General features: G+C 77.1%; 24 protein-coding genes. 14 read left to right on the plus strand and 10 right to left on the minus strand.

The annotated features are described in order from the left end of the window. The coding region (locus ACI781_RS17755) for an MFS transporter (RefSeq protein WP_456567453.1) at positions 1-1,522 on the plus strand (1,522 nt) is incomplete at its 5' end. Further along, positions 1,519-1,965: a DUF2771 family protein gene (locus tag ACI781_RS17760; protein WP_456567454.1), complete on the plus strand. Its 447-nt coding sequence runs from the start codon at positions 1,519-1,521 to the stop codon at positions 1,963-1,965. The genes ACI781_RS17755 and ACI781_RS17760, both read left to right, overlap by 4 nt. Positions 1,966-2,037: 72 nt before the next feature. Here the strand turns inward: ACI781_RS17760 and ACI781_RS17765 are convergent, their stop codons facing one another. Together ACI781_RS17765 and ACI781_RS17770 are read right to left on the minus strand one after the other, a co-directional pair. After that, on the minus strand, positions 2,038-2,433 hold the full coding sequence (locus ACI781_RS17765; protein WP_425330367.1) for a cold-shock protein: 396 nt from the start codon (positions 2,431-2,433) through the stop codon (positions 2,038-2,040). Positions 2,434-2,552: 119 nt separating this feature from the next. Further along, positions 2,553-3,119, minus strand: coding sequence for a hypothetical protein (locus tag ACI781_RS17770; protein WP_456567455.1), 567 nt, complete (start codon positions 3,117-3,119; stop codon positions 2,553-2,555). Between the two features lie 71 nt (positions 3,120-3,190). Here ACI781_RS17770 and ACI781_RS17775 point away from each other — a divergent pair, with 71 nt between their 5' ends. Continuing rightward, on the plus strand, positions 3,191-3,979 hold the full coding sequence (locus ACI781_RS17775) for an endonuclease/exonuclease/phosphatase family protein (RefSeq protein WP_456567456.1): 789 nt from the start codon (positions 3,191-3,193) through the stop codon (positions 3,977-3,979). 47 nt (positions 3,980-4,026) lie between these two features. Here ACI781_RS17775 and ACI781_RS17780 read toward each other — a convergent pair whose 3' ends face one another. Together ACI781_RS17780 and ACI781_RS17785 are read right to left on the minus strand one after the other, a co-directional pair. Beyond that, positions 4,027-4,257: a hypothetical protein gene (locus ACI781_RS17780; protein ID WP_456567457.1), complete on the minus strand. Its 231-nt coding sequence runs from the start codon at positions 4,255-4,257 to the stop codon at positions 4,027-4,029. Between the two features lie 97 nt (positions 4,258-4,354). Continuing rightward, the gene (locus tag ACI781_RS17785) at positions 4,355-4,873 is read right to left on the minus strand and encodes a hypothetical protein (RefSeq protein WP_456567458.1); all 519 of its coding nucleotides are present in this window, start codon (positions 4,871-4,873) and stop codon (positions 4,355-4,357) included. A gap of 35 nt (positions 4,874-4,908) precedes the next feature. Here ACI781_RS17785 and ACI781_RS17790 point away from each other — a divergent pair, with 35 nt between their 5' ends. The 4 genes from ACI781_RS17790 (at position 4,909) to ACI781_RS17805 (ending at position 10,064) form a co-directional block, all read left to right on the plus strand. Further along, positions 4,909-7,161 carry a helicase-associated domain-containing protein gene (locus ACI781_RS17790; protein ID WP_456567459.1) on the plus strand — a complete coding sequence of 751 codons (2,253 nt, stop codon included), beginning with the start codon at positions 4,909-4,911 and terminating at the stop codon, positions 7,159-7,161. After that, positions 7,158-7,616, plus strand: coding sequence for a PaaI family thioesterase (locus ACI781_RS17795; RefSeq protein WP_456567460.1), 459 nt, complete (start codon positions 7,158-7,160; stop codon positions 7,614-7,616). Before ACI781_RS17790 ends, ACI781_RS17795 begins: the two co-directional genes overlap by 4 nt. Before the next feature lie 96 nt (positions 7,617-7,712). Then, entirely contained in the window at positions 7,713-9,398 is a 1,686-nt protein-coding gene (locus ACI781_RS17800) for a DNA repair helicase XPB (protein WP_456567461.1), read from the plus strand. A gap of 123 nt (positions 9,399-9,521) precedes the next feature. Next, positions 9,522-10,064, plus strand: a complete 543-nt coding sequence (locus tag ACI781_RS17805; protein ID WP_456567462.1) for an N-acetyltransferase family protein — start codon at positions 9,522-9,524, stop codon at positions 10,062-10,064. Here ACI781_RS17805 and ACI781_RS17810 read toward each other — a convergent pair. Then, complete coding sequence (locus tag ACI781_RS17810) at positions 10,039-11,256, minus strand: aminotransferase-like domain-containing protein (RefSeq protein ID WP_456567463.1); 1,218 nt, start codon at positions 11,254-11,256, stop codon at positions 10,039-10,041. The genes ACI781_RS17805 and ACI781_RS17810 overlap by 26 nt on opposite strands. 209 nt (positions 11,257-11,465) lie before the next feature. On the opposite strand from ACI781_RS17810, the gene ACI781_RS17815 reads away from it, so the two are divergent. Further along, the gene (locus ACI781_RS17815; protein ID WP_456567464.1) at positions 11,466-11,750 is read left to right on the plus strand and encodes a hypothetical protein; all 285 of its coding nucleotides are present in this window, start codon (positions 11,466-11,468) and stop codon (positions 11,748-11,750) included. Between the two features lie 194 nt (positions 11,751-11,944). Beyond that, a complete protein-coding gene (locus ACI781_RS17820) occupies positions 11,945-13,720 on the plus strand; it encodes a DEAD/DEAH box helicase (protein ID WP_456567465.1) in 1,776 nt (591 codons plus the stop codon). Between the two features lie 214 nt (positions 13,721-13,934). Here ACI781_RS17820 and ACI781_RS17825 read toward each other — a convergent pair whose 3' ends face one another. The 3 genes from ACI781_RS17825 to ACI781_RS17835 form a co-directional block, all read right to left on the minus strand. Then, positions 13,935-16,928, minus strand: a complete 2,994-nt coding sequence (locus ACI781_RS17825) for an ATP-binding protein (protein ID WP_456567466.1) — start codon at positions 16,926-16,928, stop codon at positions 13,935-13,937. A gap of 32 nt (positions 16,929-16,960) precedes the next feature. After that, positions 16,961-17,095: a hypothetical protein gene (locus ACI781_RS17830; protein ID WP_456567467.1), complete on the minus strand. Its 135-nt coding sequence runs from the start codon at positions 17,093-17,095 to the stop codon at positions 16,961-16,963. A 330-nt stretch (positions 17,096-17,425) separates the two neighbouring features. Continuing rightward, complete coding sequence (locus ACI781_RS17835; RefSeq protein ID WP_456567468.1) at positions 17,426-18,259, minus strand: phospholipid scramblase-related protein; 834 nt, start codon at positions 18,257-18,259, stop codon at positions 17,426-17,428. A gap of 82 nt (positions 18,260-18,341) precedes the next feature. On the opposite strand from ACI781_RS17835, the gene ACI781_RS17840 reads away from it, so the two are divergent. Continuing rightward, the gene (locus tag ACI781_RS17840; RefSeq protein ID WP_456567469.1) at positions 18,342-19,613 is read left to right on the plus strand and encodes an ArgE/DapE family deacylase; all 1,272 of its coding nucleotides are present in this window, start codon (positions 18,342-18,344) and stop codon (positions 19,611-19,613) included. After that, entirely contained in the window at positions 19,613-20,269 is a 657-nt protein-coding gene (locus ACI781_RS17845) for an HD domain-containing protein (protein WP_456567470.1), read from the plus strand. The genes ACI781_RS17840 and ACI781_RS17845 overlap by 1 nt, the downstream gene beginning before the upstream one ends. Here ACI781_RS17845 and ACI781_RS17850 read toward each other — a convergent pair. Continuing rightward, positions 20,211-20,486 carry a DUF4031 domain-containing protein gene (locus ACI781_RS17850; RefSeq protein ID WP_456567471.1) on the minus strand — a complete coding sequence of 92 codons (276 nt, stop codon included), beginning with the start codon at positions 20,484-20,486 and terminating at the stop codon, positions 20,211-20,213. The two genes, ACI781_RS17845 and ACI781_RS17850, sit on opposite strands and share 59 nt — an antisense overlap. A 16-nt stretch (positions 20,487-20,502) precedes the next feature. On the opposite strand from ACI781_RS17850, the gene ACI781_RS17855 reads away from it, so the two are divergent. After that, the gene (locus ACI781_RS17855) at positions 20,503-20,868 is read left to right on the plus strand and encodes a bleomycin resistance protein (RefSeq protein ID WP_456567472.1); all 366 of its coding nucleotides are present in this window, start codon (positions 20,503-20,505) and stop codon (positions 20,866-20,868) included. After that, positions 20,865-21,860 carry a Gfo/Idh/MocA family protein gene (locus ACI781_RS17860; protein WP_456567473.1) on the plus strand — a complete coding sequence of 332 codons (996 nt, stop codon included), beginning with the start codon at positions 20,865-20,867 and terminating at the stop codon, positions 21,858-21,860. Before ACI781_RS17855 ends, ACI781_RS17860 begins: the two co-directional genes overlap by 4 nt. Before the next feature lie 15 nt (positions 21,861-21,875). Here ACI781_RS17860 and ACI781_RS17865 read toward each other — a convergent pair whose 3' ends face one another. Beyond that, positions 21,876-22,709: a DUF72 domain-containing protein gene (locus ACI781_RS17865; protein ID WP_456567474.1), complete on the minus strand. Its 834-nt coding sequence runs from the start codon at positions 22,707-22,709 to the stop codon at positions 21,876-21,878. Between the two features lie 96 nt (positions 22,710-22,805). On the opposite strand from ACI781_RS17865, the gene ACI781_RS17870 reads away from it, so the two are divergent. Further along, on the plus strand, positions 22,806-24,203 hold the full coding sequence (locus ACI781_RS17870) for a glucose-6-phosphate dehydrogenase (protein ID WP_456567475.1): 1,398 nt from the start codon (positions 22,806-22,808) through the stop codon (positions 24,201-24,203). Positions 24,204-24,244 lie beyond the last annotated feature (41 nt).

A 24,244-nucleotide genomic window follows, 5' to 3' on the forward strand; every position in this document is an offset into this window, starting at 1 on the left:
GCCCGCCCACCCCCCGGCGGCCTACCCGCCCGCCGCCTACCCGCCGGCCGCGTACCCGCCCGAGGCCCCGCCCGCGGCGGGGTGGCCGGGCCCGGCGGCCGCGGACGGGACGGCGGTGCTGCCGGGGGAGGATCCCGCGGCGGGAGCCCCGACCGAGGTGACCTCGGGCGCGGCGACGGAGCCCGCCGGGTCGCTGCCCCCGCCCCGGGCCACCGTCACCCGGGTGGCGGTGGCACGCAGCCGCGAGCTGACCGGCGCGGCGGTGCGCCGGGTCCGCGCCGCGAGCCGGGCCGACGGCGCGGCGGAGAGCGGTCTCACGCAGCTGCTGTGGACCAACGCCATGCACGCCGCCGGCGACGCGATGATCGCCGTGTCGCTGGCCGGGACGCTGTTCTTCGCCGCGGCCGGGGACGCCCAGCGCAGCAACGTGGCGCTCTACCTGCTGGTGACGATGGCGCCGTTCGCGGTCGTCGCGCCGGTCATCGGGCCGCTGCTGGACCGGATGCAGCGCGGCCGGCGCTGGGCGATGGCCGCCTGCTCGTTCGGCCGGGCCCTGCTGGCGCTGGTCATGGCCGCGCACTTCGACGACTTCCTGCTGTATCCCGCGGCGCTGGGCGTGCTGGTGCTGTCGAAGGCGCACAACGTGCTGCGGGCCGCCGTCCTGCCACGGGTGCTGCCCGGCGCCATGTCGCTGACCAGCGCGAACTCGCGAACGTCGGTGTTCGGGCTGCTGACCGCGGGGGTGTTCGGCGCGCTGGCCGCGGGCGTCTCGTGGGCGTTCGGCTTCCCGCCGGAGCTGTGGTGCACCGCCGTCGTGTTCGCGGCGGCCGGGGTCCTGGCGATCCGGCTGCCCGCGCACGTCGACGTGCCGGCGGGCGAGCAACCCGCCGACGTCCTCACGACGACGCCGCAGGACACCGCCGGCGGTCGCCGCCGGCAGGTGAGCCCCCACGTGGTGGTGGCGCTGCGCGCGAACGCGGCGCTGCGCGGGCTGGGCGGCTTCCTCACGATCTTCGCGGCCTTCCTGGTGAAGGCCACCGCCCAGGGCTGGGAGGCCACGCTGGCGCTGGGCGGCATCGCCGCGGCCGCCGGCGTGGGCAGCGTGCTGGGCACCGCCGTCGGCTCGCGGCTGCACACCGTCAGCCCGGACCGGATGGTCCTGGTGTCGGCCGGGGTCGCCGCCGGCGTCACGGTGCTGGCCGCCGTCTTCTACGGCTTCGCGATGGCCGCCCTCGTCGCGGCCGTGTCCGCGGTGGCCAACGCGCTGGGCAAGGTGTCGCTGGACGCGATCATCCAGCGGGAGGTCCCGGACTCGCAGCGGGCCTCGGCGTTCGCCCGGTCGGAGACGATGCTGCAGCTGGCCTGGGTGGTGGGCGGCGCGCTCGGCATCGCGCTGCCGCCGATCGGCTGGCTGGGCTTCACCGTCGCGGCGGCGCTGCTGGTGCTCGCCGTCGGCGTCGTGCTGTGGGGCCGTCAGCGGCAGCAGCGCGGCCCGGAGCCGGCGCCGGAGTGGGCGCCGTGAGGCGCGCGCTCGCCGGGTCCGCGGCGCTGCTGTCCCTGCTCGCCGGCTGCGGCGACGACGAGCCCGACGCCCCGCCCTCGGTGCAGGTCACCGTGGGCCCGCAGGACGTCAGCGTCGACCCCACGCAGTACTGCCTGGGCGGCGAGCGGCAGCAGTACGCGTCGGTGACGCCGCCGATCATCGAGGTCTCCCCCGACTCGCCGATCCGCCTCACCGTGCCCGACGCGGTCGCCGAGCAGGGGTGGAGCGTGCAGGTCTTCGACGACCAGCTGCAGGAGAAGCTGGGCGAGGTCCCGGTGGGCGACGGCGCCGGCAGCTTCGACGGCATCAGCAGCTCCGACGTCGTCCCGGCGGCGTTCTACCTGGTCGTCGTCGAGGACAAGGGCACCGACTGCGGCGAGTTCTCCGGCGCCTGGCCGATCGGCTTCATCCGCGCCGAGTAGCAACCGGCAGCCGACCGCGCCCGAGCAGCCTGGAACGGCCCCCTCCCAGGGGCGGGGAGGGAGGGGGTCCTTTCAGTGCTCCAGGTCGGTCGCGACGGCACGCAGCACGGTGCCGACCTTGCGGGCGTGCGCCCGGTCGGGGTGCCGGCCGTGCCGCAGGCCCTCGGAGACGTCGTCGAGCAGCTTGATGAGGTCCTCGATGATCGGGACCAGCTCGTCGGGCTTCTTGCGGGTGGCGGCGGCGTGGGCGGCGGTGACCGACGGCAGCGGGTCCAGCACGCGGACCTGCAGCGCCTGGTCGCCGCGGCGGCCGGCGACGATGCCGAACTCGACGCGCTGACCGGGCTTGAGCTCCTCGGTGCCCGCGGGGAGGGCGTCGCGGTGCACGAAGACGTCGGGGCCGTCCTCGCGGGAGAGGAAGCCGAAGCCCTTCTCCGGGTTGAACCACTTCACTCTGCCGGTCGGCACGTCGATCCCTCAGTCACGTCGCGGTCGGGCCGGCGGTCGCCGGCGCGCGGCACGGCGGCCGCCCTCCCGTCCAGGTTAGTCGGCGCCGGCCGGGACGGGAGAACGCCTTTCCGGTGCGCTCAGTCCCCGGCCGGGACGTCGACGATGGAGAGCCGGCCCAGCAACTGCAGGAAGACGACGGCGAAGTCGTTGCCGGCGACGTCGCGGGCGACCCGCGCCCAGTCGACCTGCTCGCGCAGCGCCCGGGCGACCGGGAGCATCCGGGCGAAGTCGCAGTAGTGCTCGTCGAGGGCCATCAGCTTGGTGACGACGATGTCGGTGGCGGCGAGCACCGGCATGTGCACCGAGAGGACCGGCTTGTCCTCGGCCCGGTCGATCAGGTCGGTCTCGACCGGGGAGCCGCACACCCGCCACAGGACGTCGACGAACGAGTCGCCCTGCACGACCTTGGTCAGCCAGTCCTCGGCCGGGTCGGCGACCTGCAGCCCCGCCTCGGCCAGCACCTTGGCCGCGCGCTCGGACTCCGCTGCCGGGACGAGGAAGTCCGCGTCGTGGTCGGGCTCCGGGGCGCCGCGGACCCACGCCGCGTAGCCGCCGCAGAGCGCGAAGGGCACCCCGCCCTCCTTCAGGGCGACGGCGGTGCGCTTGAGCAGGTCACGGATCTCGTCTCGGTCGTCGGGCTGCACCCGGACCTGCTACCCGCTGCGCCCCGGGCCACGCACGGTAGGGAGCGCCCGGCACGGGGCATGGGCACGCGGTGCGCATCGCGACGTTCAACATCCTGCACGGCCGCTCCCCCGCCGACGACCGCGTCGACGTCGACCGCCTCGCCGCCGCGGTGAAGGCGCTCGACGCCGACGTGCTGGGGTTGCAGGAGGTGGACCGCGACCAGCCGCGGTCGCTGAACGCCGACCTGACGGCGGTGGCGGCCGAGGCGATGGGGGCGGTGGACCACCAGTTCGTGGCGGCGCTGTCGGGCACCCCCGGCGGGACGTGGATGGCCGCGACCGGCGACGAGCAGCCCGGCTCGGCCAGCTACGGCATCGCGCTGCTGTCCCGGCTGCCGGTGGTCTCCTGGCGGGTGGTGCGGCTGCCGGCGCTGCCGACGCGGGTGCCGGTGTGGTTCCGCGGCGCCCGCGCGCCGAAGGTCGTCGGGGACGAGCCGCGGGTCGCCGTCGCCGCCGTGCTGGAGGGTCCGCACGGGCACTTCACCGTGGCGAACACGCACCTGTCGTTCGTGCCGGGTTGGAACGTGCTCCAGCTGCGCCGGCTGCTGCGGTCCCTGGCCGGGACCCGCGAGCCGCTGGTCGTCATGGGCGACCTCAACATGGACCCGCGGCAGGCCCGGCGGGTGAGCGGCCTGCGGGCCCTGGCCTCGGCGCCCACCTTCCCGGTGGAGGCGCCCGCGCGGCAGCTGGACCACCTGCTCGCCCGCGGCCCGGTCACCGCGCTGGGGACCGGCGAGGCCGTGCGGCTGCCGCTGTCGGACCACCGCGCCCTGGTCGCCGACTGCCGCGTGGACCCGGGAGCTCCCGGGCGGCCGTGACCCGGCCGGCGCCGGCCCCCGGGGAGAGGGCCGGCCGGCCGTCGTGCTCAGCGCTTCTTGCGGGGCTCCCCGGCCATGATCCCGGCCCGGTTGGGCTTGTCGGTCGGGTGCGCGTACCGCAGCCGCTCGGGGGGCAGCGGGAAGCTGTGGTCCTCGCCGAAGGGCGACAGCGAGCCCGCCATCTCGCTGATCAGCTCGGTCACCGGCGGGCCGGCGTCCTCGGACTGCCCCCAGGTGGGTTCCACCAGGTGCGCCTGCTTGGGGTTGCGCTTGGCCATGTCGCCTCCGTGGTCCGTGTGCGCACGCGGGTGCGCCCTCGCCGACATCTTCCCCGACCGGCCGCCGCGGGGCGCACGCGACACCGGCCGGCGGCGGTCAGCGCCGCCCGCGGGGCTCGCGGGCCCCGAACAGGGTGCCCATCCCGTCGGCGGTGAACACCCACTCCCCGGCGCCCGCGGGCACGGCGCGGACGTCGGTGCCGTCGAGCCGCTGCACCATCCGCACCCGCCAGACCGTGGTGCTCTCCAGCCGCCACCGCACCGGGGCGGGCTGGTCGGGGCCGGCCGGCTCGAAGGAGAGGACGGCGGCCCCGGCCACCCGCAGCACACCCGGCCGCCAGGGGCCGGCGGCCAGCGCCGCGGACCAGCGGCGCGCCCGCAGCAGCGAGCCCACCCCGGTGCCGACGGCCAGCGGTGCGGCGAGCAGCAGCGCGACGACGACCAGCCCGGCGACGGGTACCCGCCGGCCGGTGCCGGAGGCCACCGCGGCCAGGGCCACGCCGGCGAGGACGCCCAGCACGGCGGCCAGGACGCCGCCCGAGACCCACCGCAGTGCCCCGCCCCGGTAGGCGGCCAGCGCGGCGACGGTGGCCGGGTCGTCGGCGGCGGGCTGCACGCGGCCATCGTCGCAGGCGCCGTACCGTGGACCGGATGCCCGCCGAACGTCCCGCGACCCTGTCGGCCTGGCTGCGCACCCGCAGCGACGCCCAGGTGGCCGCGCTGCTCGCCGCCCGACCCGACGTCGCCCGGCCCGCGCCGTCGGACGTCGTCGCCCTGGCCAGCCGGCTGGCGGTGCCGGTGTCGGTCGACCGGGCCCTCGACGAGCTCGACGCGGCGACGCTGCAGGTGCTCGACGTGGTCCTGCTCGCGCCCACCGACGGCGTGGAGGCCGCCGAGCTGGTCGGCGCCCTGCCCGACGTCCCCGAGGACGTGGTGGGTGCCGCGATCGAGGCGCTGACCGACCGCGCGCTGCTGTGGGGCGACGACGTCCTGCACGCCCCGGAGCCGGTGCGCCGCGCCGTCCGGTACCCCGCGGGCCTGGGACGGCGGGCGGGTGAGCTGCGCCTGGCGCTGCCCGCGGACCTGCCCGCCGCGGTCGCGGAGCTGGACCCCGAGGAGCGGGAGGTCCTGGAACGGCTGGCGGGCAGCCGGCCGGTGGGCCACCTGCCCGACGGCCCCGCGGGGCCGGGGACACCGGCGCGGCGGCTGCTGCAGCGCGGCCTGCTCGCCCGGGTGGACGCGCTCAACGTGGAGCTGCCGCGGGAGGTCGGGCTGCTGCTGCGCGGCGACCGGCCCTACGGCCCGCCGCGGCTGCGCCCGGAGCCGGAGGTGGTGACCCGCGACCTCGCGACCCTCGACCGGCGCGCGGCCGGCGCGGCGCTGGAGAGCATCGGCCGGGTCGGTGAGCTGCTGACGCTGCTGGAGGAGGAGCCGGCGGGCCTGCTGCGCAGCGGTGGCGTCGCCGTCCGGGACCAGAAGCGGATCGCCCGCACCCTGCACGTGGACGAGGCCGACGCCGGCTGGCTGCTGGAGCTCGCGCACGCGGCCGGGCTGCTCGACGTCGGCGGCCCGCACCGCGACGAGTGGCTGCCCACCCGCGCCTACGACGTGTGGCGCGAGCAGGACCTGGCCGACCGCTGGGCCACCCTGGCCGGCGGCTGGCTGGACAGCACGCGGCTGCCCTCGCTGGTCGGCCAGCGCGACGTCGCCGGCAAGGCCGTCAACGCGCTGTCGCCGGAGCTGGTGCGGCACACCGCGGCCGGGATCCGCCGCGGCGCGCTCGCCGTGCTGGCCGAGCACCCGCGCGGCGCGGGGCTGGCGCCCGAGGCGCTGGTGGAGCTGCTGCGCTGGCGGACCCCGCGGCGGGCGGACCGGCTGGCGCCGGTGCCCGGCATGCTCGACGAGGCGACCCGGCTGGGCGTGCTGGTGGGCGGCGTCCTGTCCACCGGCGGGCGCGGGCTGCTGACGGCCGGGGAGGACGGCGCGGCCGACGGCATGCGCGGGCTGCTGCCCGAGCCGGTCGACCACGTGCTCGCCCAGCCCGACCTGTCGCTGGTCGCGCCCGGACCGCTGGTCGCCGAGCTCGCCGACACCCTCGCCGTCGTCGCCGATGTCGAGTCCTCCGGCGGGGCGACCGTCTTCCGGGTCTCCGAGGGCAGCGTCCGCCGCGCCCTGGACTCGGGCTGGTCGGCCGCCGACCTGCACGACTTCTTCGCCCGCGCCTCGCGGACGCCGGTGCCGCAGGCGCTGGACTACCTGGTCGACGACGTGGCCCGCCAGCACGGCCGGCTGCGCGTCGGCTCGATCGAGAGCTACGTCCGCTCCGACGACCACGGCCTGCTCTCCCAGGTGCTCAACGACCGGCGGGCCGCCGCCGCGGAGCTGCGCCGGCTCGCGCCCGGGGTGCTGGTCAGCGGGCTGGGCGCCGACGAGGTCCTCACGGTGCTGCGCGAGGCCGGGTACGCGCCGGCCGGGGAGTCCTCCGGGGGCGCGGTCCTCACCCGGCCGCCGGCCCGCCCGCGCGCGCTGGGCCGCAAGGCGACGACGGCGACCACCGCGGCGCCCCGGCCGCTCACCGAGGCCGAGCTGGTCGCGACCGTCCGGGAGATCCGGGCCGGGGACGCCGCGCTGTCGGCCCGCCGCGGCGAGGCGGTCCGGCAGGTGCCGGGGGTGACCACCGCGGGGACGCTGGAGCTGCTGTCGCGGGCGGTGCGGGCGGGCGTGCCGGTGTGGCTGGGTTACGTGGACGCGCAGGGCAGCGGCAGCCAGCGGGTCGTGCAGCCGGTGTCGCTGGGCGGGGGGTTCCTGCAGGCCTTCGACGAGGGCCGCGGCGAGACCCGCACCTTCGCCGTCCACCGGATCACCTCGGTCGCCCTGGTCGACGACGAGGAGGTGCGGGCGTGACCGGTCCGGTGAGCATCCAGGAGCGGCTGCTGCCCGAGCTGACCTGTTTCGGGTGCGGGCCGGCCAACCCGCGGGGGCTGCGGCTGCGCAGCACCCCGGGCGCGGACGGCGTCGTCGCAGAGTTCCGGCCGTGGCCGGAGCACGACAACGGCCTCGGGTACCTCAACGGCGGGATCATCTCGACGCTGCTGGACTGCCACTCCGCGGCCGCGGTGGTGCACGAGGCCGACGTGCGCGGCTGGGGCCCGCTGCCGGGTGCGGCGCTGCCGTACGTGACCGCGGGGCTGGACGTGCGCTACCTGCGGCCGGCGCCGCTGACCGAGCCGGTGTCGCTGCTGGCCGTCGTCACCGAGGCGTCCGAGGCGGAGATGACCGTCGACGTCGCCCTGGAGTGGGACGGCAAGCCCCGCGCCACCGCCGTCGCCCACTGGAAGCGCTGGCGCCCCCGCCGCTGAGGAAGGACCTGTCGCCTCCCGGCGTTACCTTGGACAGTCCGGTGCGCCGCGGCGCCCGCCCCCTCGCACGACCGACACCTGGAGGAAGACGCGCCCGTGAGCGACGGCCCCCTGATCGTCCAGTCGGACAAGACCCTCCTGCTCGAGGTCGACCACCCGCTGGCCAAGGAGTGCCGCGCGGCCATCGCGCCGTTCGCGGAGCTCGAGCGGTCCCCCGAGCACGTGCACACCTACCGGGTGACGCCGCTGGCGCTGTGGAACGCCCGCGCCGCCGGGCACGACGCCGAGCAGGTCGTCGACGCGCTGGTCCGCTACTCGCGCTACCCGGTGCCGCACGCGCTGCTGGTCGACGTCGCCGACACGATGGACCGCTTCGGCCGGCTGACGCTGGTCAACAACCCGGTGCACGGGTTGGTGCTCACCTCCTCCGACCGGGCGGTGCTGGAGGAGGTCGTCCGCTCCAAGCGGGTAGCGCCCATGATCGGCGCCCGCATCGACACCGACACCGTCGTCGTCCACCCCTCCGAGCGCGGCCGGCTCAAGCAGGCGCTGCTCAAGGTCGGCTGGCCGGCCGAGGACCTCGCCGGCTACGTCGACGGCCAGGCGCACCCGATCGAGCTGGACCAGTCCGGTTGGCAGCTGCGCGACTACCAGGCCGAGGCGGTCGAGGGCTTCTGGGCGGGTGGCTCCGGCGTCGTCGTCCTCCCCTGCGGCGCGGGCAAGACGCTGGTCGGCGCCGCGGCCATGGCCGAGGCCAAGGCGACCACGCTGATCCTGGTGACCAACACCGTCGCCGGCCGGCAGTGGAAGCGCGAGCTCATCGCCCGCACCTCGCTCACCGAGGAGGAGATCGGCGAGTACTCCGGCGAGCGCAAGGAGATCCGCCCGGTCACCATCGCGACCTACCAGGTGATCACCACCCGCCGGAAGGGCGAGTACCGGCACCTGGACCTGTTCGACGCGCAGGACTGGGGCCTGATCGTCTACGACGAGGTGCACCTGCTGCCCGCGCCGATCTTCCGGCTGACCGCGGACCTGCAGTCCCGCCGCCGGCTGGGCCTGACGGCGACCCTGGTGCGCGAGGACGGCCGGGAGGACGACGTCTTCTCCCTCATCGGCCCGAAGCGCTACGACGCGCCGTGGCGCGACATCGAGGCGCAGGGCTACATCGCCCCGGCGGAGTGCATCGAGGTGCGGGTCTCCCTCGACGACGAGGAGCGGATGACCTACGCCGTCGCCGAGCCCGAGGAGCGGTACCGGATCGCGGCGACGGCGACGTCGAAGCTGCCGGTGATCCGCCGGGTGCTGGACCGGCACCCCGACGAGCAGAAGCTGGTGATCGGCGCCTACCTCGACCAGCTCGAGGAGCTCGGCCGCGCGCTGGACGCCCCGGTCATCCAGGGCTCGACGACCAACCGCGAGCGGGAGAAGCTCTTCGACGCCTTCCGCGCCGGGGAGATCAAGACGCTCGTGGTGTCGAAGGTCGCCAACTTCTCGATCGACCTGCCCGAGGCTGCGGTCGCCGTCCAGGTGTCGGGCACGTTCGGCTCGCGCCAGGAGGAGGCCCAGCGCCTCGGCCGGGTGCTGCGCCCCAAGGCCGACGGCCGGCAGGCGCACTTCTACACGGTGGTCAGCCGCGACACCCTCGACAGCGAGTACGCCGCGCACCGGCAGCGCTTCCTCGCCGAGCAGGGCTACGCGTACACGATCGTCGACGCCGACGACCTGGCCGGCCCGGGCGAGGTCAACGGCCCCGACTGGGTGGACGAGCCCGCCGACTGAGCCCCGCCCGGCCGACGGTGTGCGCTGAGGTGCAGCTCCGACGGCGATCGCTGCACCCTCGTGCACGCTGTCGGCCAGGAACCCGGTGGACGGCGATGCGCGCCCGGTGGTGGGGTCGGCGGCGTGACGACGCCCGACCCCGTGGACCTGCTGGACCTCCCTGACGGACTCACCGCCCGCCACCCCACGGAGGCCGACCACCCGCGCGTGCAGGCGACGCTCGGCGTGTGGTGGGGGCACCTGGGGGGCGAGTCCGGCGACCTGCAGCGGACGCTGCTGCTGCCCCGGCTGTGGTTCCAGCACGTCACCGGCACCAGCACGATCGTCGAGGACGGCGACGGGCGGGTGGCGGCGTTCCTCGTCGGCTTCCGCTCCCCCGACCGCCCGGACCGCGCCTACGTCCACTTCGTCGGCGTCGACCCGGACCGGCGCGGCAGCGGCCTGGGGCGGCGGCTGTACGAGGCGTTCTGCAGCGCCATGGCCGGGTGCGGCGCCCGGGAGGTCCGCTGCATCACCAGCCCGACCAACGCGGCGTCGATCGCCTTCCACACGCGCCTGGGCTTCGTGCTCGAGCCGGGCGACCGGACCGAGGACGGCGTCCCGGTGCACTCCGACTACGACGGCCCGGGGCTGGACCGCGTCAGCTTCGTGCGGCCCCTGCCCTGAGCACCCCGGCGAGCCGGGCCATGCCCTCCGCGATCTGCTCGGGGGTGTTCGTCGTGAACGACATCCGCAGCGTGGCCCGGTCCGGGGTGCCGGCGAAGAACGGCGCGCCCGGGACGAACGCCACGTCGGCGGCGACCGCGCGCGGGAGGAGTTCCGCGGTGTCGACGTCGCCCGGCAGCCGCACCCACGTGAACATCCCGCCGTCCGGGTCGCTCCACGCGCTGCCGTCCGGCAGCGTCGCCGGCATGGCCGCGATCATCGCGTCGCGCCGTTCCACGTAGGCCGCGCACAGCCGGGCGACGTGGGCCTCGACGTCCGTGGCGGCCAGCCACGCGGCGGCCGCGGCCTGGTCGACGGTGGAGGTGTGCAGGTCGGCGGCCTGCTTGGCCACGGTCAGGGCGGGCAGCAGCGACGCCGGGGCGCGCAGCCAGCCGATCCGCAGCCCCGGCGCGGCGATCTTGGAGAAGCTGCCCAGGTACAGGACGCGGTCCTCCCCCGCCGGCTCGGCCGCCAGCGGGCGCTCCGGCGTCCCGCGGTAGCGCAGCTCGCCGTACGGGTCGTCCTCGACCACCCACAGCCCCGCCCGGGCGGCGATCTCCGCGACGGCGGCGCGCCGCTGCGCGGGGAGGGTGCGGCCGGTCGGGTTGGCGAACGTGGGCACCAGGTAGAGCAGCGCGGGCCGCTCCCGCTCGACGACCTCGGCCAGCGCGTCCGGGTCGACGCCGTGCTCGTCGCTGCCCACGGGGACGACGCGGGCGCCGGCCAGCTGGAAGCACTGCAGCGCGGCGAGGTAGGTCGGCTCCTCGACGGCGACGACGGCGCCGGGGTCCAGCAGCGCGGTGGCGACGAGGGTGAGCGCCTGCTGGGAGCCGGTCGTGACCAGCAGGTCGCCGGCGGCGGTGGGCAGGCCGCGGGCGGTCATCCGCTCGGCGACCAGGGCACGCAGCTGCGGGTCCCCCTCCGTGGGCGCGTACTGCAGGCTGCGGCGGGCGCGGTCCCCGGCGAGGGCGGTGGCGAAGGCGGCGCGCAGACCGTCGGCGTCGAACAGCTCGGGCGCGGGCAGGCCGCCGGCGAAGGAGATGACCTGCGGCCGGTCGAGCAGGGCGAGCAGCTCGCGGACCGGCGAGCTGGCGACGCCGCGCAGGCGGGCGGCCAGGGCGGGGGCGGGACGGGGCGGGACGACGGCGGACACGGACGGCTCCAGCGGGGACCTCGACGGGGTGGGCGGCCGGCGCGGACGGCGGCGGGTGGGTGTCCCGCGGGGTCGACGCGCCGAGGGGCTGCCTGGTCCAGGAGCCGGGTCGAGAGTAGCTCCGCAGACCGTCGCCGGGCCAACGGCTTCCCGCTCCCGGGTGGTCCTGCGGAGATGCCCGGCCCGCCGCCCCGACCTACCCTGGACCGATGACCGGTGTCCCCGATCTGGTGCGGCGGCGCCTGTGGGAGCTGCGCCGCACCGTTGACGAGGCCTCCCGCCGCTCCCGGTGGACCGTGCCGCGCGAGGTGCTGGAGCGGCTCTCGCAGGGCGGCGAGGCGTTCATCTCCGAGGAGCTGGCGCGACCGCTGGCGGCCGCGCTCGACGTCCCCGAGCAGCGGCTGCGCCGCGCCGCCGGCCTGCCGCCGGTGCCCGACCCGCGGGCCGGCATCGAGACCCGGCCCGACCTGCGCGTGGTCGGCCGCGACCTCTAGGGGCCGGTGGGGACGGCGGGACGGGACGGACCGGTCCCGCTGCCGCATGACGCTCGCCACACCCCGGCGGGCGCGGCGGTGAACGTCCTGCTCAGCGCGTCGCGGGCGCCGGGCCATACGTCGTCGGCGGGCGGGCACGCAAGCCAGGACCGGTTGGGCGTGTCTCCTCCCCGGACGGCAGGATGGACCCCGACATGGGGAGTGCAGCACGTGCGGAGGCGGTCGCCCCGCAGACCATCAGACGGCCGCTCCGGGCGTGGCAGCAGGCCGCGCTCGGCCAGTACGAGGAGCAGTCCCCCAAGGACTTCCTCGTCACCGCGACCCCGGGCGCCGGGAAGACCACCTTCGCGCTGACGCTGGCCGCCCGGCTGCTGCAGCGCCGCGAGGTCGCCCGCGTCGTCGTCGTCGCCCCCACCGACCACCTGCGCCTGCAGTGGGCCGAGGCCGCCGACGCGATGGGCATCGTGCTCGACCCGAACCTGACCAACGCCGTGGGCCCGGTCCGCGCCGGCACCCAGGGCTACGTGACCACCTACGCGCAGGTCGCCGGCAAGCCGATGCTGCACGCCGCCCGCGCCACCGCCGTCAAGTCGCTGGTCATCCTCGACGAGGTGCACCACGCCGGCGACGGCCTGTCCTGGGGTGAGGCGGTCGAGGAGGCCTACGGCATGGCCGCGCGCCGGCTGTGCCTGACCGGGACGCCGTTCCGCACGAAGCCCGACGAGCGCATCCCCTTCGTCCGCTACGAGGAGGACACGTTCGAGGGCGAGGCCGGCGGCCTGGTCAGCCGCGCCGACTACACCTACGGGTACAAGGAGGCGCTGGCCGACAACGTCGTCCGCCCCGTCGTCTTCGCCGCCTACACCGGCACCGCGCGCTGGCGGAACTCCGCCGGCGAGGTGGTGGCCGCGTCGCTCACCGAGGCCGGCACCAAGTCGGTGGAGATGCAGGCCTGGCGCACCGCGCTGGACCCCAAGGGCCAGTGGGTGCCGCACGTCATCGCGGCCATGGACGACCGGATCACCCACCTGCGCGAGGCCGGCGGCATGCCCGACGCCGCCGGCCTGATCCTCGCCAGCGACCAGGACGACGCCCGCGCCTACGCCCGCATCGTCAAGCGGGTGACCGGCAAGGCCCCGGAGCTGATCCTCTCCGACGACCCCAAGGCGTCGAAGAAGATCGAGCGCTTCGCCACCGGGTCGGCCCGCATCGCCGTCTGCGTGCGCATGATCTCCGAGGGCGTCGACGTGCCGCGCGCCGCCGTCCTGGCGTGGATGACCTCCTACCGGACGCCGCTGTTCTTCGCCCAGGCCGTCGGCCGCGTGGTCCGCGCCCGCGCCTCCCACGAGTCGGCGACGGTCTTCCTCCCCGCGGTGCGGCCGCTGCTGGCGCTGGCCGCCTCCATGGAGGAGCAGCGCAACCACGTCATGCCGCCGCCGCGCACCCAGCCCGACGAGGAGCTGGAGGAGCTCGACCTGCCGCCGCGGGAGCCGCGCGAGGGCGAGATGAAGCAATGGGAGGCGCTGGAGGCCGACGCCCGGTTCGCCCACGTGCTGCACAGCGGGACGGCGCACACCGGCGAGGGCTCCGGCGCGGTGGCGCTGGCCCCCGAGGACGACGACTTCCTCGGCATCCCGGGCCTGCTCACCCCCGCGCAGACGGCGGAGCTGCTGGCCAAGCGCGACGACGAGCTGCGCCTGCGGGTGGCACAGAGCCACCGGGCCGACGACGGCGACTTCATGATCGTCGAGGACCACCCGGAGGAGGACGACGCCGGCCGCTCGTGGCGCGACGCCGCCGAGCTGCGCCGGGAGATCAACCGGCTGGTCAGCCGCGTCTCGGCGAAGACGTCGACCCCGCACGCCGTGGTGCACACGCAGCTGCGCCAGCAGGTCCCCGGGCCGCCGTCGGCGTCCGCCTCGGTCGACGTGCTGCGAGCCCGCCGGGAGCGTCTCCGCACGATGCTCTGAGCGCGTTGCGGGTCGACCTCGCGCTCCGCGGGTGCTGCAGGACCCGCAACGCACGCGCTCGACCCGCAACGGGCCGGCTCTCGCGGTGTTTCCCGTCCTCTCGCGGTCCTGCAGCACCGCAGGAGCACGAGGAACACCGCAAGAGGCCGTGTGGGTCGCCGTTCCTCGGCCGCAGGAGCCGCCGACGGGGCGACCGCCGGTCCGGTGGCGCGCCTCAGCCGGCCGGGGTGTCGGCCGTCGGGAGCAGGCCGCGGGCGGCGGCGAGCGCGACGGCCTCGGTGCGGCTGCCCGCGCCGAGCTTGGCCAGGATGTTGCTGACGTGCACGCTCGCCGTCTTCTCGCTGATGAACAGCTCCGCGCCGATCTGCCGGTTGGTGCGGCCCCGCGCGAGCAGCCCCAGCACCTCCGCCTCCCGCGGGGTGAACACGGCCGCGGCGTCGGGCACCCGGCCCAGCCCGGGCAGGTCGACGGCGAGCCGGCCGCGGCGGGCCAGCGCCGCGGCCGCCTCCCGCAGCGGGACGGCGCCCAGCCGCACCGCGACGTCGGCGACCCGCTGCAGCTCGGCCGTGGCCGCCTCGCGCTCGCCGGCGGCCAGCAGCGCCTCGGCCAGCCGCAGCCGCGACCGGGCCTGCTCGTACACGTCGCCGTAGCCGAACGCGTCGACCGCGGCCCGCCAGGCCGCGGTCGCGTCGTGCCCGCGCAGCCGCTGCTCCTCCGCCTCGACGCGCCGCAGCCACGCGGCAGCCTCGGCGCCGTACGGCCCGACGTCGCGGGTGTGGTCCGCGGCCGCCGCCCGCGCGTGCCCGGCCAGCTGCTCGCCGCGCGCTCCCCACTCCCGCTCGGCCGCGGCGTCGCCGGACGCCCGCGCGGCCGCCGCCGCGTCCCCCACCGCGGCCAGCGCGAGCGCGACCAGCCGGACGACCGCCAGCCGGTTGCTGCCCCACAGCGCCTGCAGCCGCCGGGCGGCGGTGTCGGCCTCGGCGGCGGCCGCGGCGGCGTCACCGGCCTGTGCGGCGAGGTCGATGGCCGGGCCGGCCGTGGCCAGCATCAGCAGCACGTGCGCGTCGAGGCGGGCGGCCATCTCCCGCGCCCACGTCACCCGCTCGGCCGCGGCCGGGTCCCCGCGCCCGACCCGGACGAGCAGCCCCGCGGCCCGCACGTGCGCGGCCATCTCCGGCACCCGGGACAGCTGCTCGGCCAGCGCCAGGCTGCCGTCCCAGTCGCCGGTCACGTACCGGGCGACGACGCCGAGGTGGCGCAGCTCGGCGGCGTAGAACAGCCACGGCACCCCGAGGGCCTCGGCCCGGGCGAGCGCGACGCCCACCCACCGCTGCGCCGCGTCCAGGTCGCCCGCCTCCCAGGGGACGGTGGCCAGGTTGAACAGCACCCGCAGCTCGACGTCCCGGTCGCCGGAGCGCCGGGCCCGCTCGAGGGCCTCCTCCAGCCGCGCCCCCACCTCCCGGCCGCCCCGGCTCCGGGCCAGGGTGACGGCGGTGTCGGCCCAGGCGCCGTCCAGCCCGAGCGCGTCGGCCGCTTCCAGCGCCTCCTCCGCAGCGGCGTCGCCCTCGGCCCAGCGGTCGAGGTCGTAGCTGGTGCGGGCGTGCGTGGCCGCGGCCCAGGTGCGCACCGCGGACGGCGGGGAGGCCGGGGCCAGCTCCATCGCGCGGGCGCTCTCCCGGTGCGCGGCCGCCTGGTCCTCGATGCGGCCCAGCACCTGGGCCAGCGTGTAGTGCACGCGGGCGAGCCGGAGGGCGTCGGCCGCCGGGTCGAGCTCGTCGCGCGCGGCGTGCAGGAACGCCACCGCCCGCGGCATCTCGCCGCCGGTGCGCGCGGCGGCCGCGGCCTCCAGCAGCAGCGCCGGGTGGTCGCGGCCGGCCCGCTCGGCGGCGTCGGGAACGGCCGGCCAGACGGCGAGCGCGGCCTCCAGGTGCTGCAGCTGCTCGGCCGGGGCACCGACCCGGGCGGCGTCGGCTGCCGCCTCCAGGGACGCGGTCAGCGCGGTGGGCAGGTCGTTGCTCTCGCGGGCGTGGTGGGCGCGCTCCGCGGCGGTGCCCGCGGTGGGGTCGGCGGCCAGGTGGGCGGCGACGGCGGCGTGCAGCCGGACCCGCTCGCCGGGCAGCAGGTCGGCGAGCACGGCCTCCTGCAGCAGCGCGTGCCGGAAGCGGTAGCGGCCGTCGGGCGAGACCACCAGCAGGTGGGAGTGCACGGCCTCGGCCAGCGCCGGCTCCAGCTCGGCCGGTGCCAGCCGGGAGACCGCGGCGACCAGGTCGTGGCGCACCTGCCGCCCGGCCACCGCGGCCGCCCGCAGGACCTGCTGGGCCGGCGCCCCGAGTCGCTCCACCCGGGCCAGCAGCACGTCGGTGAGACCGAGGGGCAGCTGCTCCCCGGCGAGGCCCGCGGCCAGCAGCTCCTGCGCGTAGAAGGCGTTGCCCTCGGCCCGGGACACCACGTCCTCGACGGTGGCCTCCGCGACGCCGGCGGCCAGGTCGCGGACCAGCTGCCCGACGGCCGCGTCGGGCAGCGCGGGCAGCTCCAGCCGCTCGACCCCGGGCAGCCGGACCAGCTCGGCGAGCAGCGGCCGCAGCGGGTGGCGCCGGTGCAGGTCGTCGGCCCGGTAGGAGGCCACGACGGCGACCGGCTCGTCGGCCAGGCGGGCGAGCAGGTACCGCAGCAGGTCCCGGCTGGAGCCGTCGGCCCAGTGCAGGTCCTCCAGCACGAGCAGCAGCGGCGCGGCCTCGCCCAGCCCCGCGAGCAGCTCCGCGACCCCCTCGAACAGCTGCAGCCGCCCGTCGTCGGCCGGCAGCGGTGCCGCGCGCCAGGGCAGCCGCCGGTCCAGGTCCGGCGTGCCGCCCGCAGCGCGGGCCTCCGGCGGCGTGCCGGCCCGCCCGGCCAGCAGCCCGGCCACCGCCGGCGCCCCGGCGACCGCCGGGTCCGCCGCGACCGGGCGCAGCAGGTCGACGAAGGGCAGGTAGGGCAGCCCGACGTCACCGAGGTCGACGCAGTGCCCCGCCAGCACCCGCAGGCCCCGGGCGGTGGCGCGGGCGCACAGCTCGTCGAGCAGGCGGGTCTTCCCCACGCCGGCGTCCCCGGCGAGCAGGACCGCCGACCCGCGGCCGGCGGCCGCCCGGTCGACGGCCTCCAGCAGCCGGGCCAGCTCGGCGTCCCGGCCGACGAGCGGTCGGTCCTCCCACTGCGGCACGCCCGGCATGGTGGCACGGCCCCCCGACGCGACGGCGCGGATCAGCCCGCCCGCCGGCGGCGCCGCGACAGCCAGGGGCCGCGGCGGGTGCGGCTCCCGCGGGCCAGGGTGGACAGGACCTCGCGGCGGTAGGCCAGCTCGGCCTCGAGCCCGGGGTTGGGATAGGCGCTGTACACGGTCGGCTCCTCGGCGTCGTCGTTCCTGGACGGGGACGACGGTCGTGCTGAGGGGCCGGCCGGCGCATCGGTCGACCGGGCGGTCCTGGCGGCACCGCAGACGTCTGAGGCCCCCCAGGAGTGCTCCTGAGGGGCCTCAGACGTGGCTGCCGTCGGGGTCCGGACCGGGCGCTGGTCGCCTCGCGGCGAGAAGCACGACGCGGCTCCAGGCCCCCGGCCGAGGCCGGGGCGGTAGTCCGCGAAGGCGGTATCCAATTGGCACCCGGGGACACAGATCGCCCGGTCCGGACACCGTCGAGGCTACCCCTCCCGGCCGGCCGCGACACGGGGTCAGCCGAATCCGCGGTCGTCCTGCTTGAGCGCGGTGTCGACGGTCAGCGCCGAGGCGATGACCATGCTGGCCAGCGGCTCGGGGAGCTTGAAGTGCACGTGGACGACGTAGCGGTCGGCCGTGGTGAACAGCGTGCGGGCCAGGCCCTCCCAGCTCTTGGTGATCCGCGCGATCTCCGTGCCGGCGGCGTCGGTGATGGCGAAGTCCCAGGCCCGCCAGTTCTCGCCCTGGATCGCCCCGACGAGCTGGCCGCCCGCGAACATGTCGAAGCGGATCTTGCCGAACACGTTGGCCTGCACGATCTCGCCGACGGGCGAGCCGTCGGGCCGCTCCACGATGACCCGCGACTTCACCAGCTTGGCCGGCCGGGTGAGCACCAGCAGGACCCCGCTGGAGTCGCGGACCTCCAGGCGGTGGGTCAGGAACTGGTCGAGGCTGGAGACGAAGCGGGCGGCCTTCTTCAGCGCGCTCTGCCCGACCTGGACGACGGCGCCGATCTGCTGCCCCTGGCCGTCCATCACGGCGTACTCGTTGGTCAGCTCGATCAGCTTGGTCTTCTGCGAGACGAGCAGGACCGACTGGTCGTACAGCGAGGGCCCCCGGCCGGCGGGCGCGTGCTGCGGGGCGTGCTCGGCGGGCGCCTGCTGGGCCGGGGCCTGCTGCACGGGGGCCGGCGGGACCGGGGGCGGCGGCGGGGTCGGCGCGGGCGGCGGGGGCGGGGGCGGCGTCTGCTGCTGGAGGTGCTCGGTCCAGCCCTGGCCGTCCCACCAGCGCATGCCGCCGCTGCCACCGGGGTCGGGGTACCAGCCGGGAGGCGGAGGGGGTTGCGTCACGCTGGGCAAGCTAACCCGCGCCCGGCCGCTCCGGGCTCGCACTCCCCCCGGCTCGCCGGTCGGGGCGTGCCAGACTCCGCTGGTGGCCGACCCGACCGCCGCCGAGGCCCGCGTGCTGTCCGCCGTCGACGGGGCGTGGGCGACCGACCGCCTGGCCCGCCTGGTCGCCGTCCCCTCGGTCGGCGGCACGGCCGCGGAGGTGGCGGTCCAGCACCTGGTCGCCGGCTGGCTGGAGGAGCTGGGCTGCGACGTCGACCGCTGGCCGATCGACCTGGCCGCCGCCGCGAGCACCCCGGACGCCCCGGGCCAGGAGGTGGACCGGGACGAGGCGTGGGGCGTGGTCGGCACGCTGCCGGGGGCCGACGACGGCGTGCCCGCGCTGGTGTTCTGCGGCCACACCGACGTCGTCCCGGCCGGGGACCCGGCCTCGTGGGCGGGTGACCCGTTCGTCCCGCGCGTGGCCGGGGGCGCGCTGCACGGCCGCGGCGCCTGCGACATGAAGGGCGGCCTGGTCTCCGCGCTGGCGGCGCTCGCGGCGATCCGGGCGGCCGGGGTCCGGCTGGCCCGGCCGGTGGCGCTGCACGCCGTCGTCGGCGAGGAGGACGGCGGCCTCGGCGCCTGGGCGACCCTCGCGCGCGGGCACCGCGGCGAGGCGTGCGTCATCCCCGAGCCCACCGACGGTGCGGTGGTCACCGCCGCCGCGGGCGCGCTGACGTTCCGGCTGCGGGTCCCGGGTGCCGCGGCGCACGCCGCGCACCGCGACCGCGGGGTCAGCGCGGTGGAGCTGTTCGCCGCGGTGCACGCCGACCTGCTGGCGTTCGAGGCCGACCGGCAGCGCGGCGCGGACCGGCGCTTCGGTGAGGCCCGCTACCCGTACGGCCTGTCGATCGGCACCGTGCGCGCCGGCGACTGGGCCAGCACCGTGCCCGACCTGCTGGTCGCCGAGGGGCGCTACGGCGTCCGCCTCGGGGAGCCGGTCCCGGAGGCACGGCGCGCGCTCGAGGAGCGCGTGGCCGCGTTCTGCGCCGGGCACCCGTGGCTGGCCGGGCACCCGGTCGCGGTCGAGTGGACCGGCGGGTCGTTCGCCAGCGGGGAGCTGCCGGCCGGCTCGCCGCTGCTGGGCGAGATGCGCGCCGCGCTGGCCGACGCCGGCGCCGGCCCGGCGCCCGAGCGGGCGGTCGCGGCCGGCACCGACCTGCGGCTGTACGCGGCGGCGGGCATCCCCACGCTGCACCACGGCCCCGGCGACCTGCACCTGGCGCACGGCCCGGGCGAGCGGGTGCCGCTGGCCGAGGTCGTGACGGCGGCGCGGGCGTTCGCGCTGCTCACCCTGCGCCGGTGCGGGGTGGCCTGATGGAGCTCGTCGGGTCCGCCGCCTGGGCCGCGCTGGCCGGGGACTCCGCCACCTCCCGCACCGAGTGGGCGGCGGTGGTGGCCGCGTGGAGCCAGCCGCACCGCCGCTACCACGACCTGGCGCACCTGGCCGCCGTCCTGGGCATCGTGGGGCAGCTGGAGGCCGCGGCCGCCGACCCGGCCGCCGTCCGGCTGGCCGCCTGGTACCACGACGTCGTCTACGACCCCCGCCGCGGCGACAACGAGCAGGTGAGCGCCGAGCGCGCCCGCGCCGGCCTGCGCGGCCTCGTGCCCGAGGAGCGGGTCGAGGAGGTGGCCCGGCTGGTACTGGTCACCGCCGGGCACGACCCCGAGCCCGGGGACGCGAACGCCGCCGTCCTCTGCGACGCCGACCTGGCCGTGCTGGCCGGCCCGCCCGACGCCTACGCGGCGTACGCGTCGGCGGTGCGAGAGGAGTACGGCCACCTCCCCGACGACGAGTTCACCGCCGGGCGGATCGCCGTCCTGGAGCACCTGCTCGGGCTGGAGACGCTGTACCGGCTGCCGGCCGTCGCCGCGGCGTGGACGCCGCGGGCGCGGGCCAACCTGCGCGCCGAGCTCACCCTGCTGAGGAGCCGCGCTTCTTCCGGCGCAGACCGGCCGCCGACAGCCGGCTGAGCAGCTCCCGGGACCCCACCGGCTCCGCGCCCGCCGCGACGGCGACCTCGTGCAGCTCCTCCGGGACGTCGTAGTGGTCGCCCTGGAACGCCCGCCGCGGGATGCCCAGCTCGGCCGCGACGAAGGCGTGCAGCTCGTCGTGCGAGACGTCGCTGACCAGGTGCGACCAGCGGCGGCCGCGCCAGGGCCAGACGGGACTGTCGATCAGCACGGCCACCGTGCCAGTGTGCCGCGTGGCCACCGATCCGACGCCCGAGGTCCGGGCCAGCCCGGTCCTGCCCGTGCGCGACCTCGACGCCGCCCTGCGGCACTACGCCTCCCTCGGCTTCACCGTGAGCGCGCACGACGACTCCTACGGCTTCGCCGCCTGGCGCGGGCTGGAGCTGCACCTGGTCCGCTCCCCCGACCACGACCCGGCCCGCAGCGTCGTGGCGGTGTTCCTCCACGTGCCCGACGTCGACGCGGTGGGCCACGCCTGGGCGTCGGTGCCGGGGACGAGCGCACCCGTCGACCGGCCCTGGGGGATCCGCGAGGGGGCGCACGTGGACCCTGACGGCAACCTGCTGCGCTTCGGCGGGCCGCTACCGTCGGCCGGGTGACGTCGGAGATCCGCTGGGGCATCGTCGGGCCGGGCCGCATCGCCGAGAGCGTGCTGCCCGACTTCACGCACGTCGACGGCGCGCGGGTGACCGCGGTCGCCTCCCGGTCCGCCGAGCGCGGGGCGGAGTTCGCGCGGCGGCACGGCATCCCCCGCGCGCACGGCTCGTACGCGGAGATCCTGGCCGACCCCGAGGTCGACGTGCTCTACCTGGCCACCCCGCACGCCCAGCACGCCGCGGTCGCGCTCGCCGCGATCCGGGCCGGCAAGGCGCTGCTGGTGGAGAAGGCGTTCACGGCCACGCCCGAGGGCGCCGAGCAGGTGGTCGCGGCGGCCCGGGCGGCCGGCGTCTTCGTCATGGAGGCGATGTGGACCCGCTTCCAGCCGGCGGTGGTCGCCCTGCGGGAGCTGGTGGCCGACGGCGCCATCGGCGAGGTCCGCTCTGTGCAGGCCGACCTGGGCGTGGCCCGCACCTACGACCCCGACGACCGGCTGTTCGCCCTGGAGCTGGGCGGGGGTGCGCTGCTGGACCTCGGCGTCTACGTCGTCTCGTTCGCGCAGATGCTGCTCGGGACGCCGGACACCGTGTCCGTGACCGGCTCGACGTTCCCCACCGGCGTCGACGCGGAGGCCGCACTGCTGCTGGGGTACGACGGCGGCCGGTCGGCGACGCTGACGGCGTCCCTGCGGTACCCCACGCCCGGCGCGGCCCGGGTGATGGGCACCGGTGGCTGGATCGACGTCCTGCCGCGCTTCCACCACCCCGACACCATCGTGCTCAGCCGGGCCGGCGCCGAGCCGGAGACGATCCACCGGCCGCCCACCGGCACCGGCTACGCGCACGAGATCGCCGAGGTGACGGAGTGCCTGCGGGCCGGCCGGACCGAGAGCGCGGTCATGCCGCTGGCCGACACCCTGGCGGTGCAGTCGGTGCTCGGGCAGGCCGCGCGGGCCCTGGGTGTCGCGCACGCGGAGGACCCCGCGGCGCTCTGACGAACGGGCCGGCGGTCACGGCGGCGGGGACGGCACCTCCGACGACGGCTGGACCGGCAGCCGCTCCTCCCCGGTCCAGGCAGACCCGGTCGCCTGCTCGCGGGACGGCACGCGGGTCGGCGTCCGACCGGCCCGCCGCACCGCCCCGGCGAAGGTCACCGCGTCGGTGACCGCGTTGCCGCCGGGGTCGTTGTTGAAGTAGACGAGCACGTCCTCGTCGTCGGCGTAGGCGGCCGCGATCCGGTCCGCCCAGACCTGCAGCACCTCCGGCGGGTAGCCCCAGCCGGCCGCGCCGGTGTGCAGCCGCAGGTAGCCCCAGCCGGCGGTGCGCCACAGCGGCGCGACCGGCTGCTCGGCCCGGTCGGCCCAGCACAGCGCGGCGCCGTAGCGCTCCAGCAGGCCGCGGACCTCGTCGGTCCACCAGCTGTCGTGCCGCGGCTCGACCGCCACGCGCACGCCGGCCGGGAAGCAGGCCAGGCACTCCTGCAGCAGGCCGGCGTCGGCCCGCAGCGTCGGCGGCAGCTGCAGGAGGACGGCGTCCAGCCGCTCGCCGAGCCCCGCGGCGCGCTCCATCAGGCGGGCCACCGGCTCCTGCGGGTCGCGCAGCCGCCGCACGTGGGTGAGGAACCGGCTGGCCTTGACCGCCCACCGGAAGTCGACCGGGGTGCGGGTCCGCCACGCCTCGAAGGTGTGCCGCTCCGGCAGCCGGTAGAACGCGGCGTTGCTCTCCACCGTGGCGAACAGGGCCGCGTGGTGCTCCAGCCACAGCCGCTGCGGCAGCCGGGGCGGGTACAGCCGGCCGCGCCAGTCGCGGTACTGCCAGCCCGACGTCCCGATCACCACCGCCACGGGCGCCGCCTACCCGGCTCCCGCGGCGGCGACGCGTGGACGTCCCCCGACCGGGGCACAGCGGCGGGGAAGCGTCCCGCCCGACCGAGGAGCAGCGTGCCCGACCTCCCGCCCACCGTCTTCGTCCTGTACGGCGCCTCGGGCGACCTGTCCCGCCGGATGGTGCTGCCGGCCTTCGCCGAGCTCGACCGGCAGGGCCTGCTGCCGCGGGACTGGCGGCTGGTCGGCAGCGGCCGTCGGGACACCTCGCACGCCGAGTTCGCCGACCTGGTGCACGACGCGCTCGCCGAGTTCGGCCCCGAGCCGGACGACGACCGGTGGGCGGACTTCGCCGCGCGGCTGCGCTTCGCCGGCGGGGGGTTCGGGCCGGACGACCCCGGCAGCCTGCTCGACGTCCTCGGCGAGGCGCGCGGGGACCTCGGGGGCGACCCGCAGGTGGTGCACTACCTCGCCGTCCCGCCCTCGGCGTTCGAGGGCATCACCCGCGGTCTGGACCGGCACGGCCTCACCGACGGCGCGCGCGTCGTCTACGAGAAGCCGTACGGCACCACCCCCGCCTCGTTCCGGGAGCTGGACGAGCTCGTCCTGTCGGTGCTCGACGAGGACCAGGTATTCCGCATCGACCACTTCCTCGGCAAGGAGGGCACCCAGGACCTGCACGTGCTGCGCTTCGCCAACGGCATGTTCGAGCACCTGTGGAGCCGCGAGCACGTGGCCCAGGTGCAGATCGACGTGCCCGAGGAGCTGGACGTGGACCAGCGCGCCGAGTTCTACGACGCCACCGGCGCCGCGCTGGACATGCTCGTCACCCACCTGTTCCAGCTCGCCGCCGAGGTGGTGATGGAGCCGCCGGTCAGCCTCTCCCCCGGCGACCTGGTGGCCGCCCGCGAGGGGGTGCTCGACGCGTTCCGCCCCCTGGACCCGGACGAGGTCGTCCTGGGCCAGTTCGAGGGCTACACCGACCTCGACGGCGTGGCCGACGACTCCGCCACCGACACGTTCGTGGCCGCGCGGCTGTGGGTGGACACCGACCGGTGGCGGGACGTGCCGTTCCTGCTGCGCACCGGCAAGCGGATGGCCGCGAGCGAACAGCGGGTGAGCCTGGTGCTGCGCCGTCCCGACGGCCCGGTCCCCGACGTGCCCGGACACGGCAACGTGCTGACCCTGTCGCTGTCCGGCTCGGGGGCGGTCGAGCTGCGCCTGGTCGCGAAGCAGCCGGGCCCGGACCTCGCGCTGGGGCTGGGCACCGCGGTCCTGCAGCTCGCGGACGTCTCCGGCGGGGACCCGCTGCCGCCCTACGTCTCGCTGCTGCACGACGTCCTCACCGGTGACCGGTCGCTGTTCACCAGCAGCGACGGGCTCGCCCGCGCGTGGGCGGCGTTCGCCCCGCTGCAGGAGCGACCACCGCGCGTGCAGCCCTACGCGCCCGGGTCGTGGGGTCCTGAGGCGGCCGACCGGCTCCCCGGCGAGTGCGGCTGGATCCTCGGCCCCTGACCCGCCTCCCTGGCCCCCCGCCCCCCGCCCCGCTGGCCCCC

The organism is Blastococcus sp. SYSU D00695 (genome assembly GCF_054050555.1).

Bases quoted from the DNA above. Each gene is read 5' to 3' on its own strand.
- ACI781_RS17780 (WP_456567457.1), bottom strand. From the start codon at position 4,257: ATGGCCAAGCGCAACCCCAAGCAGGCGCACCTGGTGGAACCCACCTGG.
- ACI781_RS17790 (WP_456567459.1), top strand. From the start codon at position 4,909: ATGCCCGCCGAACGTCCCGCGACCCTGTCGGCCTGGCTGCGCACCCGC.
- ACI781_RS17815 (WP_456567464.1), top strand. From the start codon at position 11,466: ATGACCGGTGTCCCCGATCTGGTGCGGCGGCGCCTGTGGGAGCTGCGC.
- ACI781_RS17820 (WP_456567465.1), top strand. From the start codon at position 11,945: ATGGGGAGTGCAGCACGTGCGGAGGCGGTCGCCCCGCAGACCATCAGA.
- ACI781_RS17825 (WP_456567466.1), bottom strand. From the start codon at position 16,928: ATGCCGGGCGTGCCGCAGTGGGAGGACCGACCGCTCGTCGGCCGGGAC.
- ACI781_RS17845 (WP_456567470.1), top strand. From the start codon at position 19,613: ATGGAGCTCGTCGGGTCCGCCGCCTGGGCCGCGCTGGCCGGGGACTCC.